13 protein-coding genes are annotated in these 14,278 nt (G+C 60.6%); 5 read left to right on the top strand and 8 right to left on the bottom strand.

Going from position 1 to position 14,278, the window contains the following annotated elements:
- Nucleotide 1 precedes the first annotated feature (1 nt).
- From FNT36_RS19550 to FNT36_RS19540, 3 genes are all read left to right on the top strand, one after another.
- Nucleotides 2-976, top strand: coding sequence for an SMI1/KNR4 family protein (locus FNT36_RS19550; protein ID WP_144851214.1), 975 nt, complete (start codon nt 2-4; stop codon nt 974-976).
- A 24-nt stretch (nt 977-1,000) separates the two neighbouring features.
- Nucleotides 1,001-1,432, top strand: a complete 432-nt coding sequence (locus FNT36_RS19545) for a DUF1810 domain-containing protein (RefSeq protein ID WP_144851212.1) — start codon at nt 1,001-1,003, stop codon at nt 1,430-1,432.
- A 128-nt stretch (nt 1,433-1,560) separates the two neighbouring features.
- Nucleotides 1,561-1,962 carry a response regulator gene (locus FNT36_RS19540; protein WP_144851210.1) on the top strand — a complete coding sequence of 134 codons (402 nt, stop codon included), beginning with the start codon at nt 1,561-1,563 and terminating at the stop codon, nt 1,960-1,962.
- On the opposite strand, the gene FNT36_RS19535 is transcribed toward FNT36_RS19540, so the two are convergent.
- The 7 genes from FNT36_RS19535 to kdpF form a co-directional block, all read right to left on the bottom strand.
- A complete protein-coding gene (locus tag FNT36_RS19535; RefSeq protein WP_144851208.1) occupies nt 1,959-3,725 on the bottom strand; it encodes a HAMP domain-containing sensor histidine kinase in 1,767 nt (588 codons plus the stop codon). The two genes, FNT36_RS19540 and FNT36_RS19535, sit on opposite strands and share 4 nt — an antisense overlap.
- Before the next feature lie 127 nt (nt 3,726-3,852).
- Complete coding sequence (locus tag FNT36_RS19530) at nt 3,853-5,025, bottom strand: universal stress protein (RefSeq protein WP_144851206.1); 1,173 nt, start codon at nt 5,023-5,025, stop codon at nt 3,853-3,855.
- Nucleotides 5,026-5,213: 188 nt separating this feature from the next.
- Nucleotides 5,214-6,347: a porin gene (locus FNT36_RS19525; protein ID WP_144851204.1), complete on the bottom strand. Its 1,134-nt coding sequence runs from the start codon at nt 6,345-6,347 to the stop codon at nt 5,214-5,216.
- 93 nt (nt 6,348-6,440) lie between these two features.
- Entirely contained in the window at nt 6,441-7,004 is a 564-nt protein-coding gene (gene kdpC, locus FNT36_RS19520) for a potassium-transporting ATPase subunit KdpC (protein WP_144851202.1), read from the bottom strand.
- A 138-nt stretch (nt 7,005-7,142) separates the two neighbouring features.
- Nucleotides 7,143-9,191, bottom strand: coding sequence for a potassium-transporting ATPase subunit KdpB (gene kdpB, locus FNT36_RS19515; protein ID WP_233636081.1), 2,049 nt, complete (start codon nt 9,189-9,191; stop codon nt 7,143-7,145).
- Between the two features lie 190 nt (nt 9,192-9,381).
- Nucleotides 9,382-11,088: a potassium-transporting ATPase subunit KdpA gene (gene kdpA, locus FNT36_RS19510; protein ID WP_144851200.1), complete on the bottom strand. Its 1,707-nt coding sequence runs from the start codon at nt 11,086-11,088 to the stop codon at nt 9,382-9,384.
- 39 nt (nt 11,089-11,127) lie between these two features.
- Nucleotides 11,128-11,205 carry a K(+)-transporting ATPase subunit F gene (gene kdpF, locus FNT36_RS26015; protein ID WP_144851687.1) on the bottom strand — a complete coding sequence of 26 codons (78 nt, stop codon included), beginning with the start codon at nt 11,203-11,205 and terminating at the stop codon, nt 11,128-11,130.
- 520 nt (nt 11,206-11,725) lie between these two features.
- Between kdpF and FNT36_RS19500 the strand changes: the two genes are divergently transcribed.
- Nucleotides 11,726-12,049, top strand: coding sequence for a hypothetical protein (locus FNT36_RS19500; RefSeq protein WP_233636080.1), 324 nt, complete (start codon nt 11,726-11,728; stop codon nt 12,047-12,049).
- A gap of 135 nt (nt 12,050-12,184) precedes the next feature.
- Here FNT36_RS19500 and FNT36_RS19495 read toward each other — a convergent pair whose 3' ends face one another.
- Nucleotides 12,185-13,552 (bottom strand): sigma-54-dependent transcriptional regulator, encoded by a 1,368-nt coding sequence (locus FNT36_RS19495; protein ID WP_144851196.1) that lies wholly within the window; start codon nt 13,550-13,552, stop codon nt 12,185-12,187.
- Between the two features lie 178 nt (nt 13,553-13,730).
- On the opposite strand from FNT36_RS19495, the gene FNT36_RS19490 reads away from it, so the two are divergent.
- Complete coding sequence (locus tag FNT36_RS19490) at nt 13,731-14,276, top strand: 2'-5' RNA ligase family protein (protein ID WP_144851194.1); 546 nt, start codon at nt 13,731-13,733, stop codon at nt 14,274-14,276.
- Nucleotides 14,277-14,278: the final 2 nt, after the last annotated feature.

The raw sequence follows: 14,278 nt of genomic DNA, 5'->3' as shown, positions 1-14,278 counted from the left end.
GATGGCTAACGCAATTTTCGCGGGCTTTAACCTAGCGAATTTTTGGGATGACAGCGACTACGCGCTGAAGCAATACGTGGAAGAGCCCCCCACTAGTGAGCTCATTGCCAGCGTAGAGCAGGAGCTAGGCTATAAGCTTCCGGCTGCTTATATTGAATTGATGCAAGGGCATAACGGTGGCACACCGGTCAATACCTGCTTCCCAACCGACAAGCCCACATCGTGGGCCGATGACCACGTCGCTATTACTGGCATTTCTGGCATCGGTCGCACCAAAACTTACTCGCTTTGCGGCGAGCTAGGCAGCCAGTTTATGCTCGATGAATGGGGCTACCCACCCATTGGCATTTGCATTTGTGATTGCCCCTCGGCAGGCCACGACATGGTTATGCTTGACTACTCGGCTTGCGGCCCTCAGGGCGAGCCCACGGTGGTGCACGTAGACCAAGAAGACGACTATGCCATCACTTTCTTGGCTAAGGATTTTGAATCCTTCGTTCGAGGCTTGGTCAACGAACAAGCGTATGATACGTCAGCCGAGGACTTGCAGAAAGACTTAGCGCGCATCAGGAGCAGTGCTTTTTCACCACTCCTGACCGAGCTTGTGGCACAGCAAGCAGAGGCAGACTACGAACAGATAATTCGCAATCTCTGCTACAAACTCACTATTGAGAAGCAATACTTTGCCTTGCACGCCGATGAGCTATCCACGCTGCTCTACGACGCGCAATTTCTTTTGTATAGCCAAGCGCATCCGGTCATTTCTAAAGCGGCCTTTCTGGAGGTGTACCCCGATATCATTGCCCTAGCAGATGGGGAATTCAGCACGAGTGGTTACGCGCCAGACTTCATTGAGGACTGGTTTGAAAATCGCCGGGCTGCGGGACAAATTGTAGTAGACTCAACGGGCATTTTTACGTTTAGTGAGGCTTACGAGCGTACCCTGCGCCAGCGCCTACTGCAACACCTTGCCTAGGTAGCGCCGTGCTTTACTCACTTTATGGCCAACGAAAACAACCTCCAACGCTTCCTCGACGCGCAGGCCACCGACTATGCTCAGGCGCTGGCCGAAGTAAAAGCCGGCCGCAAGCGCAGCCATTGGATGTGGTACATCTTCCCTCAGGTGCAAGGCCTAGGCTTCAGCGAAACGTCTAGGTTGTATGGCATCAAGGACCTGGCAGAGGCGACGGCCTATCTTCAGCATCCGGTACTGGGCCCGCGGCTGGTGGCCATCTGCGAGGCGCTGTTGCAGTTGCCGGGCAGCAATGCTACTAGCATTATGGGCAGCCCTGATGATATGAAGCTGCGGTCGTCCGCAACGCTTTTTGGAGCGGTGCCGGGGGCGAGCCAAGTTTTTGAGCAGGTGTTAGGAAAGTTTTTTGGGGGCACGCCCGACGCTAAAACACTGCAATTGCTAGGCAAGCAGCCCTAGGCTGCACCCGCCCACTTACTTACGTTGCATTGGCTTTTAAGCTAACTCCTCGGCCCAGCGCCTAACTTGGCGAGCGCTGCTGGGCTGTTGCAAAGCCTTGGCGCTCACATTTTCTTCAAGCCTTCTTGATGCAAACCCTCCTGGTTGACGATGACCCTACGGTTATTTTTTTAGTAAAGCGGCTGTTTCAGCACGAAGGCCTACCTGATGCGCTGACCACGTTTCTCTCGCCAGTCGAGGCGCTCACCTTTTTGCGCCAGCAAGCCCCGCTCGGCGCGCTGCCGCAGGTGATTTTGCTCGATTTGAACATGCCCGTCCTCAACGGCTGGGAATTTCTGGACGCCCTCCAGCCCCTGGAAGAGCAATTGCGTGACCAGTCCTTGGTATATATCCTGACGTCGTCGCTGGCCTCGACCGATACGCGCCGCGCCCAAAGCAACAACTTGGTAGCCGGCCTCTTGCACAAGCCCCTCGACCGCTACGAGATACAAGCCATCCAGGCCAGGGTCCTAGAACAAGGCCTAACCTAGGCAGCCTCAGCTACCGGCAGCGTGAAAAAGAAGCAGCTGCCACTTCCCAACTCGCTCTCGACCCACAGCCGGCCGCCCTGCGCTGTGATAAACTCGCGGGCGATGCTTAGCCCTAGGCCCGAGCCGCCGCGGTAGCCCGTTTTGTCGGGTATCTGAGCGAAGCGCTGGAATATTTTCTCGTGGTTTTCGGCCGCGATGCCGGGGCCGCGGTCTTGCACGCTCACTTGCACCACGCCGCCAGCTGGCACAGCCCGCACCGTGAGGGTGCCACCTAGGGGCGAGTAGCGAATAGCATTGGCCATGAGGTTGATAAGCACCCAAGTCGATTTCTCCACATCAGCGCGCACAGCGGGTAGCTCGGCGCTCAGCTGCACATCGAGGTGCAGTTGCTTATCGGTGACTTGGGGCTGCACAGTGGCCGTGGCATAGCCTAGCACTTCGGCCAGGTTGGTGGGCCGCACATCGAGCTGAATGCCGGTGCCTAGGTCGAGCCGCGACACATCGAGCAGCTCGGACACCATGCGCTGCAAGCGCTGCGTTTCTTGCCGGATGTGGCCCGTCACGCGCAGGCGCTCGTCGGCGGGCAGGCGCTCGTCTTGCAGTAGTTTGGTATTGAGGTTAATACTACTCAGCGGCGTTTTCAATTCGTGCGACACAGTGGCTAGGAAGTTCGATTTCACTTGGTCAAGCTTCTTGAAATCCGACACGTTGCGCAACGTCAGCATCTGACCCACAAACTCGGTTTTTTCACTCACTTCGTTGAAGGAAACCAAGTCCTGCACCGCTAGGCGGTAGAAGGCCTCTTCGCCGCGCTGCGCAATGTGCAGCAACGGCGCTGCCGCCACGGCCGCCTCGCGGTTGGGGGCGTCGAGGGGCAGCAGCATGGTCTGAAGCAGGTCGTTTTCGAGGCGCACGATGGAGGCCGGGCGGCCCACCAGCTTGTCGGCAGGCAAGCCTAGCAACTCGCACATCACGGGGTTGGCCAGCAAAATCTGACGGTTTTCGTCAAGCAGCAGCAAGCCCTCGTCGAGGGTATTCACGATGCTGGCGGCGCGGTTGCGGGCGGTTATCAGCTCGGCCGCGGTGGAGGTCCGGTACTCGCGTAGCTGGCTCAGCATACGGTTGAATGCCAGCACCACCAGTCCAAATTCGTCGTGGCTTTCGCGCGGAATACTAGCCGAAAAGTTGCGCTCGGTGGCGTGGTCGAGCGCGGCCGTGAGCTTGCGCAACGGCTGCACCGCGGCCTCGGGCACGCTGCCTACCAACGCAAGGGCTAGCAGCACAGCCACTGTAAGGATGATAAGCTGGTTGTCGTTGGCTCGGTCGGCACGGCGGTTGGCTTGCTCTATCTTCCTAGTTATAGCCTTGGTGTTCAACTCTATCATTTGGTTGGTAAGGCGGCGCAGCGTTACAGGCGTGGTGGCTACCACACCGGGCTGCGCCGGCCTACCTAGGAGCCGGAAGTAGCGCTGCAGCTCATCTACCACGCGCTGCTCGCCGGGCTCGGTTACGTTGTGCGATTCTTCGCGTAAGGCAGCGGCAAACTGCGCCGTGCCGGCCGTGTCGGCGGCGGTGGGCTGGCCCAGCTGGTCGAGCGCCCGCAGCATGTTTTGGCCTAGCTCTATCGAGTACAGGTTGGCCCGCAGCACCCCGCGCGAGGCCCGGTCTAGCTGCCGCAGCGAGTAGTACGAGTAGCCCCCGATGCTGAGCAGGAGCACCAGCATCGCCAGGAAGCCTAGGGTGATTTTGGTTTTGAGATTCATGACTTTAGGTAGCACTTGTCATTGCGAGGAGGAACGACGAAGCAATCCTTCCTTTTACTTCAGAATAATTTTTGCTAGGCGTGAAGGAAAGATTGCTTCGTCGTTCCTCCTCGCAATGACAGCACTTTCAATACGTTACCAAATACACATCTAGGTCGCTGCTATCGCGGGCCACGGCACTAAGCAGGTCATGCGTGACGCCGCCGCGGCTAAGCTGCTGCCACAGACCTTTCTCGCCAGTGATGCCGCAGACGAGCAGCGTGGCGTTTTTTTCCTGCGCCACCTTGCGAATGGCCTGCACAATATCATCGTCCTTTACCCGCAAAATCTCAGCGCCGAGCTGCGTGGCCAGCTGCAAGTTGTTGATGAGGTGGCGCTGCGCTGCCAGCCCGATACGGTCGGCGCTTTCGCGGTTGGTTTGCACGTAAAGCACATACCACACGGCCGCCCCAAAGCGGTCGGCGAGGCGCGAGGCTTTGCGGATTATCTCTTTAGCGGCCCGCTCGTTGGAATTGATGCAGGCCAGCAGGCGGTCGGTGTTCAGGCGCTGAGCCGGGATTACGGGCGCCCCGCCTGCCTCGCTCTCTACTTGCCGACCTAGGAGCTGGGCCACTTCGCGCACGGCCAGCCGCCGCAATTGCAACAGGTTTTCGGCCTGGAAGAAATTGGCGAGCGCCGTGGGCACCTTGGCCGCGTCGTAGATTTTGCCTTCTTCGAGGCGAGCGCGCAGTTCGCCCACGGTCAGGTCCACGTTTACGACCTCGTCGGCCTGCCGCAGCAGCTGGTCGGGAATGCGCTCGGTAACATCGGTGCCGGTTATTTTGAGCACTTGGTCGTGCAGGCTTTCGAGGTGCTGCACGTTTACGGCGGTTATCACCGAAATGCCGCGCTGCACTAGTTCCTCCACGTCTTGCCAACGCTTTTGATTGCGCGAGCCAGGCACGTTGGTGTGCGCTAGCTCATCTACCACCACCACCTGCGGGCGGCGCTGCTCAATGGCGTCAAGGTCCATCTCTTCCAGCGCCCGGCCCTTGTAAAATACCTGCTTGCGCGGCAACAGCGGCACCTGCCGTAGCTGTGCCACGGTGCCAGCCCGACCGTGGGTTTCGACGTAGCCGAGCAGCACATCTACGCCGTGGGTGTGCAGGTCGTGGGCCTCTTGCAGCATGCGATACGTCTTGCCCACCCCAGCCGCCAGCCCTAGGTACACCTTGAGCGTGCCGCGCCGCTTTTGCTGCACCAGGCGCAAAAAGCGCTCGGCCGACTGGTCGCGTTGGTCTTGCTCGGGCGTGGGGTTCATAATGAGAATTAGTAAGTGCTCGGCGGGCGTGGCTCCCACCCCCTACCCCCCTCCCCTTCGGGAGAGGGGGACTAGCTCTAGAAATAGCCAAGAAATCAAGTAGCTAAAAACTAGCTTACAGAACTAAGGCTAGTTCCCCCTCTCCCGGAGGGGAGGGGGCTAGGGGGTGGGGTCTGCGTTAGGGCGAGTTAAAACGAAAGCGCGACGCTAGTAGTGATATTGCCGTAGTTGCGCGAGTTGCCGGTATCATGCTGGAAAATAGCATTCTGCGCCCGCAGGTAGCGACCCTCTACGCGGAAGGCGACATTGGCCGTGGGCAGGTAGTCGAGGTTAAGCGAGGTGCCACCGGCCAGAAAGCGGGCATCGGCGGCGACGGGCGAAATGCTGCTAATAATGACGCCGCGGTCGGCATTGTAATACTCGCCGCGTAGGGTGGTTGAAAACTGGTCGCTGAGCTTGTACTTCACGAAGGCCGAACCGGTGTGCCAGGTGTCGTAGCCGTGGCGGCCGGCACTCTGCTGCTTGCCCACGTCGAATACCAGCGCTAGGTTGAGGCGCTCGGCGGCCGCGTAGGTGACGTAGAAATTATGGAAGTAGCGCCGGCGCTTAAGCGAGTCCTGGGGCTGCTCGTTGCCGTAAAACGTGCTGCTGTTGATGAGCAGCTTATCGGTCGGCTTCCACTGAATCTGGGTACCTAGGGCCTTGCCCTGGTTAGTTTCGCGGATGTTCTGCCAGCCATTGAGCACCAGCCCGGTGAGCGTCAGTTTGGGACTGACCTCGTAGGTGAAGCGGGCGCCCGACTCATAGTAGGGCGAATTTTCGGCCATTAGCGAGCGGGTCAGCGTCCAGTTGTCTTTCGAAATGGCCGACTCGAAGCCGATGTGCGAGCCAAAAATCCCTAAGTCGAGCCACGCCTTGGCAAAGGGCCGAAAGCCTGCGTAGGCTTCGTAAATGTGCTTTAGCACTTGGTCCTCGGCGGCATAGTTGGCACTCACGTAGGTGCCGGCGTGGATGCCGAGCGCCCCGCGCACCTTGCCATCGTCGTAGCGCATGCCCAAGATGGCGTTGTTCACCGTGAACTCGTTTTGGCGGTTGTGCGAGTACAGAAAACCCGGCCGCGCGTTGGTACCAGCGTGGTTGAAATCGAAGCCGTAGTAGGCATCCACAAAGCCGTAGGTGGTGAGCGGGCCGGCTACCGGCGTGGCCGTGGCGGGGGCCGCTGGGGCGGGCACGGCTAGGTTCGGGTCGGTAGTTGGGGTAGTCTGGGCCAGGGCCACGCTCGTGCAGAGGGTAGCCAGTACTGGCAATACTAGGTTTTTCATGGGGAAGCCAGGGAGCGGACCGCTCCCCTAGCGGGAAGGTAAAGGGCACGGCGCCCGCCTAGGTCGGCGGGCACCGCACGGTAACAAAAAAGCTTACTTATGGCTGGCTAGCGCGTCGAGAGCCAGGTTGAGCTGCAGCAAATTGACGTGGTCGGGGCCAAACAGCCCAGTTTCGACGTGCTGCTGCACCAGCGCCTGCACGCTAGCGGCTGGCAGGTGGCGGGCCGCTGCCACGCGGGCCACTTGCACCAGCGCGCCCTGCGGCGACAGGTGCGGGTCGAGGCCCGAGCCGCTGGCCGTAATCAGCTCGGCGGGCACCTGGGCGGCCGTCACGCCGGGGTTCTTCAGCAAGAAGGTATCGAGGCGGGCTTTTACCGTGGCAAGGTATTCGGGGTTGCTAGGGCCTTTGTTGGAGCCACTGGAGCCGTCGGCATGGTAGTCGGCAGCCGAGGGGCGCGAATTGAAGTACTCGGGCCGGTCGAATTTCTGGCCCACATTAGCGAAGCCAACCACGCGGCCATTAAGGGTGATTTGGACGCCCTCGCCACGGCCAGGCGCTAGCTGCGCCACGGCCCACACCACGGCGGGGTACACTACGCTGCACAGCACCAATAGTACCACGGTGAGACGTACGGCGGGAATGAGTTGATTTTTCATGAGCAGAATAGAAATAACCTACTATCTCTGTCATGCTGACGAAGGAAGCATCTTGTTCGCTTCGTCGCTAACGCTAAGGTTTACTGCATCATGCGAGATGCTTCCTTCGTCAGCATGACAGGCATTGTTGAAAGAGAATTACAGAAACAGCCCGACCAGCATGTCAATAGCCTTGATGCCGATGAAGGGCACCACCACGCCACCTAGGCCGTAGATGAGTAGGTTGCGGCGCAGAAGCGCCGAGGCGCCCACGGCTTGATAGGCAACACCTTTAAGGGCCAGCGGCACCAACGCCGGAATGATGAGCGCGTTGAAAATCACGGCGCTCAGGATGGCCGACTGCGGCGACTTCAGGCCCATGATATTGAGCGCACCTAGGGCCGGGATGGCGACCATAAACAGCGCGGGCACGATGGCGAAGTACTTGGCTACGTCGTTGGCAATCGAAAACGTGGTGAGCGTGCCGCGGGTCATGAGCAGCTGCTTGCCGATTTCGACTACTTCGATGAGCTTGGTGGGGTCGTTGTCGAGGTCTACCATGTTGCCGGCTTCTTTGGCGGCCTGGGTACCCGAGTTCATAGCTACTCCTACATCGGCCTGGGCGAGAGCGGGCGCGTCGTTGGTGCCGTCGCCCATCATGGCTACGAGCTTGCCGCCCTGCTGCTCGTTGCGGATGTACTTCATTTTATCCTCCGGCTTGGCCTCGGCAATGAAGTCATCCACGCCAGCTTTCTCGGCGATAAATTTGGCGGTGAGCGGGTTGTCGCCAGTTACCATCACGGTCTTAATGCCCATTTTGCGCAGCCGCTCGAAGCGCTCCTGAATGCCGGGCTTGATGATGTCCTGCAGCTCTACTACCCCTAGGATGCGGTCGTTTTCGCTCACTACCAGCGGGGTGCCACCATTGCTCGATACCTGAGATACGTGCTGGGTCGTCTCATTCGGAAACACTTGGCCGGCGTTGTTAGCTAGCGTGCGGATGGCGTCGGACGCGCCCTTGCGCAGGCGGATGCTGCTGGCCAGCGTGACGCCGCTGCTGCGGGTTTCGGCCGTGAACTTGATAGGCTCGCTACCTAGGAGGCGCTCTTGGAGGTTGGCTTCGTCGAGGCGGCGGTTTTGGCGGGCCAGCTCCACAATGCTTTTGCCCTCGGGCGTTTCGTCGTGCAGTGAGGTCAGCACGGCAGCTTCAATCAGCTCGCCTTCGCTCACGCCAGGGGCGGGCCAGAAGTGCGTGGCCTTGCGGTTGCCGATGGTGATGGTGCCGGTTTTGTCGAGCAGCAGCACGTCGATGTCGCCAGCCGTTTCCACGGCTTTGCCGCTCTTGGTGATAACGTTGGCCCGCAGCGCGCGGTCCATGCCCGCAATACCGATGGCCGAGAGCAGCCCGCCGATGGTTGTCGGTATCAGGCACACAAATAAGGCGATAAACGAGGCCACCGCGATGGGCGTGTTGGCGTAGCGAGCGAAGGGCTGCAACGTAACGCACACGATGACGAACACCAGCGTAAACCCGGCCAGCAGGATGGTGAGGGCAATTTCGTTGGGCGTTTTCTGACGGGCGGCGCCTTCGACCAGCGCAATCATCTTATCCAGAAACGACTCGCCAGGCGCGGTGGTCACCAGCACCACGATGCGGTCGGAGAGCACCTTAGTCCCCCCCGTGACCGACGACTTGTCGCCGCCCGCCTCGCGGATAACCGGGGCCGACTCGCCCGTAATGGCCGACTCATCGATGGTGGCTAGACCTTCGATAATCTCACCGTCGGTGGGGATAATCTCGCCGGCCTCGACCACGAACACTTGGCCTTTTTGCAGCTGCGCCGAGCTCACGCTCTGGAAGGTGCCGTTTTCCTGACGCACTTTGGCAGGCGTGTCTTGGCGGGTTTTGCGCAGTGAGTCGGCCTGGGCCTTGCCCCGCGCTTCGGCGATGGCTTCAGCGAAGTTGGCAAACAAGAGCGTGAGAAACAGTACCACAAACACCGTGAAGTTGTAGCCGAAGCTACCCTGGCTGGCGTCGGGCCGCACAAGCTGCCCTAGGGTCACTAGCAGCATCACCACCGTGCCAAGCTCCACGGTGAACATCACCGGGTTGCGGAACATGATGCGCGGGTCGAGCTTCACAAAGGCTTGCTTCGTAGCCTCGGCGACCAGCGCGGGTTGAAATAAGGATTGAGATTGCGTTGCCATTATGGGGATAGTCATTCAGTCCTGGCGCAGTTACCCCACCCCCCGGCCCCCTCCCCTCCGGGAGAGGGGGAGCCATGGCAGCGTGCAACATGTTCCGTGAGACGGATTGATGATTTCTAAAAAGTATCAGAAGGCTCCCCCTCTCCCGGAGGGGAGGGGGCCGGGGGGTGGGGTCCCACGCCCATCAGGCCTAGCGCGCATACAGTGTAAAATGCTCGGCCAGCGGACCTAGGGCCAGGGAGGGGAAGAAAGCGAGCGCGGCGATAATCCAAATCACGAAGAAGACCATGATGCCGAAGGTGCCCGTGTCGGTGCGCAGCGTACCGGCGCTTTCGGGGATGAACTTCTTGCGAGCCAGCAGCCCCGCGATGGCCACCGGCCCGATAATGGGCAGGTAGCGCGCCAGCACCATCACCACGCCGGTCGAGATGTTCCACCACAGCGTGTTGTCGCCCAGGCCCTCGAAACCCGAGCCGTTATTAGCAGCAGAGGAGGTGTACTCGTACAACATTTCCGAAAAGCCGTGGTAGCCAGGGTTGGCCAGCCAGCCGGCGTATTCGGTGGGGTTGCCCACGTAGAGGTGCGCAGCCATGGCCGTGCCGGCCAGGATGAGCAGCGGGTGCAGCAGGGCAATGATGACCGCGATTTTCATTTCGCGAGCCTCAATTTTCTTACCCAGGAACTCGGGCGTGCGCCCCACCATCAGGCCCGAGATAAACACGGCGATGACGACGAACACAAAGAAGTTGAGGAAACCCACGCCCACGCCGCCGTAGAAGCAGTTGGTCATCATGCCCAGCAGCTCGGCCATGCCCGAAATCGGCATGTGCGAGTCGTGCATCGAGTTGACCGAGCCGCAGGAAATCACAGTGTTGGTGATACCCCAGTAGGCCGAAGCCGCCGCGCCTAGGCGCATTTCCTTGCCTTCAAGGGCGCCTAGGTGCTGGTCAGCTCCTAGGTGCGCGATGGCGGGGTTGCCGTGCATTTCATAGTACACGGTAGGGGCCAGCAGCAGCAAGAAGCTCACCGTCATTACCCCAAACACCATGAAGGAAAGCTTAGGCCGCCGCAGGTAGTAGCCGAAGGCGAACACCATGGCCAGCGGGATGAGCACTAGGGCAAAGTTCTCGACGGCATTGGTGAGGTACGTGGGGTTTTCGAGTGGGTGGGCCGAGTTGGCGCCGAAGAAGCCGCCCCCGTTGGTACCCAGCTCCTTAATAGCTACCATGGCGGCGGCCGGGCCACGGCTCACGTTCACCGAATCGCCCTGCACAGTCACGAGGGGCGCCTTGGCGGCCAAGTTCATGGGCGTACCCTGGAAGGCCAGCACCAACGCTATTACTAGGGATATGGGCAAGAGCACGCGGGTCAGGCTCTTGAGGAAGTAGTCGTAGAAGTTGCCGAGCTTGTCGGTGGTGCCTTCTTTGAGCGCATTAAAGACAATAACGCAGGCGGCCATGCCAGTAGCGGCGGTCACGAACTGCAAGAACATCAGGCAGAATACCTGCGAGAAGTACGTGGCACCCGACTCGCCCGAGTAGTGCTGCAAGTTGCAGTTGACCAAGAAGGAGATGGCCGTGTTAAAGGCCTGGTCGGCCGACATTGAGGGGTTGTGGTCGGGGTTCAGAGGCAGGCTGCCCTGGGTGCAGAGCACGAGCATGGCCCAGAAAAACCACACCAGGTTGATGGTGAGCAGCGCCCCTAGGTGCTGCTGCCAGGTCATTTGGCGGGTAGCGTCGATGCCGCCGAGGCGGCAGAGCAGTCGCTCGAGGGGCGCCAGAAAGTCGGTCCAGCTTTTATCGCCCCGGTAAATGGTGGCCAGGTAGCGGCCCAGCGGAATGGCCAGCAGCACCGTCGAGCCGAAGAGGACGCCGATGCCGAGAAGTTCTTTGTTCATGGGTGTAGCGGGAGCGGCGACCTAGGGCCGCCAGCACAATTAAAATTCCTCGGGTTTGAGCAGCACGTAGCAGAGGTAGCCAAACGTGGCCAGCGAGAGCAGCAGCAGGGCAAGCATCATGGCGCAGCGGGGTAAGAGAGCGAAAAAATCAGATGCGGTCGAAGAAATCGACCGAGCGGTAGAAGAGCCAGAAGCCGGCCACGCCGGTAGCGGTGAGGAGCGGAATCAGCAGGGCAGCGCTCATAGGTAGGAGATGTTAAAAGGGTAGTAAAACCTGGTTGGCCTACTCATGGCAAGGAGCGGCCCCAAGCAGGAAAAACACCGGTTTTATTCTCGCAACTATTTGATAGTAAAGAATAATAAATTTTGCTTCGGCTTTCTCTTGCCTCACGCAAGTCCGCCGCACCGTAGCGTTTTGCTAGTGCCTTTTTCAAAATGCTAGCCTGCTCGAGCCAAGCCAGGACCCGCTACCCCGCCGCGCCCCTTGCCAAATGAGGTGGCTCAAAACGCAGCGAGGCCCTAGCAAACTGCTAGGGCCTCGTGCAAAATGCTAGGGACACTCACTACCAATTAGTGCCCTAGGGTGCTTTAAAGGGTCTTTGGGCTGAGTTGGCCTTGTGTTGGTAGCGGGGGTGGCATGTTCCGTATTCTCTCCCGTACCATGCCCGACCTGCGTGCTGAAATAACCTCAGCTACCACTGCTTACTTCGCGCAGGCCAACCACTTGACGCTGACCGCCACCGACCTGTACGACTGGTTGGCCACGCTGCCCACCGCCCGCCGCGAGCGCGTGCTGCACACCGGCTTTGCCACCAGCCGGGCCGAGCCCGACTTCCTGCGCTACTGCCTCGAACTGCGCGGCTACTCGATGCGCAGCTTCCTGGCCGAGGAGCTATCAGTGGCGGCCTACGCGCTGTGGGCCGCCCACGGCGAACACGCCAGCGACCTAGCGCCTCAATAAAACACGTTTAAAATCAACAACGTCCGTCATGCTGAGCTTGCGAAGCATCTTATCACGTTGAGAACAAGCATTGTGACTTGATAAGATGCTTCGCAAGCTCAGCATGACAGCTTTGATGGTAGTTCTTAGCCAGGTCTACAGCCCGTAGTCCTGAATCTTGCGGTAGAGGGTGGTGTGGGCCACGCCGAGCACGCGGGCGGCTTCGGCCTTGTTGCCGCCGCACTCCAGCAGGATGCGCTGCACGTGCTGGCGCTCGGCATTGCGCAAGGAGCGCGGGTCGGCGTCGAGAGCGGCGTCGGAGGTGGGGCCGGGCGCGGCGGCCAGCTGCACTTCCAGCGGCAGCTCGTCGAGGGCCAGGGGCTGGCCGGGCGGCGTGAGAATGGCGGCGCGCTCCACCACGTTTTTCAGCTCCCGGATGTTGCCGGGCCAGCCGTAGCGCTCCAGGGCTTGCATGGCTTCGGGGCTCACTTGCAGCGGCCGCTGCCGCAGCTTGGCCGCGAAGTACTGGGCGAAGTATTGCACCAGCGCGGGCACGTCAGCGCGGCGGGCGCTGAGCGGCGGCACCGGCAGCACCACCACCGAGAGGCGGTAGTAGAGGTCGGGCCGAAAGTGGCCTTCGGCCGCCTCCTGCTTGAGGTTGCGGTTGGTGGCGGCTAGCAGGCGCACATTTACGCGGGTGGGGCGGCTGTCGCCGAGCTTCACAAACTCCTGGGTTTCGAGGGCGCGCAGCAGCTTGGCCTGCGCATTGCCTTCGAGCTCGCCGATTTCATCAAGAAAAAGTGTGCCGCCGTTGGCTTCCTCAAACATGCCCTTCTTGTCCACATTGGCCCCCGTGAAGGCGCCTTTCTTGTAGCCAAACAGCTCCGACTCAAGCAAATCTTTCGGGTAGGCGCTGCAATTGAGGGCCACAAAAGGCTTGTTTTTGCGCCCGCTAGCTTGGTGAATGGCTTGGGCAAACAGCTCCTTGCCCGCGCCGGTGGGGCCTTCTAGTAGCACGGTGGCATCGGTGGGCGCTACTTGGCGGGCTATTTTCTTGGCTTGCTCCAGGGCGGGTGCGTGGCCCACCATCGCGTCGAAGCTGTACTGCGCGCCGACCTTTTGCTCTAGGTCGGCCACGCGGCGTTGCAGGCGGGCCTTGTCGGCGGCGCGGTCCACTATCACCACCAGCTGCTCGTCGGCATCGCTCTTAGTGAGGTAGTCGAAGGCGCCGTTTTTCATGGCCTGCACGCTGTCGGCGATGGTGCCGTAGGCGGTCAGCAAAATCACTTCCGCCAGCGGGGCCAGGGTTTTGTAGCGGGGTAGCAGGTCAAGGCCGCGGCCGTCGGGCAGCTTCACGTCGCTGAGCACCACCAGCACCTCGGCGGCGTGCTCGCGCAGGGCCGCTAGGCCGTGGTAGGCGTTGGCGGCTTGCAGCACAGTGTAGCCTTCCAGCTCTAGGGTGCGCGCCACGGCTTGGCGCAGAAATTCTTCGTCGTCGATGACGAGTATGGTGCCTTCGGGCATGGCTGAAAAAAGAGTAGACAACGCGACCTAGGGCAACAAGCGGCGGCCAACGTAACCGCCGCGCCTCGAGCAATGCGAGCCGCTCGCCGCCACCTAGGGAACCGCAAAGCTCGCACTGCCGCTCGGCATCGGGCCGGTTTCTGCGTACAGTTTCTCGTTTACTGTCCTTCTCCACGCTATGCTTCCGCTCTACCTAGTGGCCGTGCTGCCCCCCGAACCCGTTTTAACTGAAACCTGGGCTCTGAAGCAGGAGGTACACCGCCTCACTGGCAGCCGCAATGCCGTGCGCCTGCCGCCGCACATCACGCTGCTGCCGCCCTTCCGCGCCCCCGCCACATTCGAGGCCGACTGCCTAGCGGCGCTGGCCGACTTCGCCGCCGCTGAGCAACCCTTCGACGTAGCGCTGGATGGCTTCGCATGGTTTGGCGACCGCACGCTGTTTGTGCATGTAGCAGCAGCCGAGGCGCTCAAAGCCTTCCATGCACGGCTACGCCGCTGGTGCGCCGAGCGCCTGCCACAGGTGCCCTCCGAGAATCGCCCCTACACGCCCCACCTCACCCTGGCCACACGCGACCTGCCGCCCGCCCAGGTGCCCGAGCTGCGCCAGCTTTTTGCTGGGCGCTCCTACGCGGCGGCGTTTACCGTGGCCGGACTCACGCTGTTTCGGCACGATGGGCAGCAGTGGCAGCCTCGGCCTACTATAGCCCTAGGGCCACCTAGGTAGCT

Source organism: Hymenobacter setariae, from assembly GCF_007713685.1.
In the GTDB taxonomy this organism is placed as follows: Bacteria; Bacteroidota; Bacteroidia; order Cytophagales; family Hymenobacteraceae; genus Hymenobacter; species Hymenobacter setariae.
This window is presented reverse-complemented; position numbering and strand designations above follow the sequence as displayed.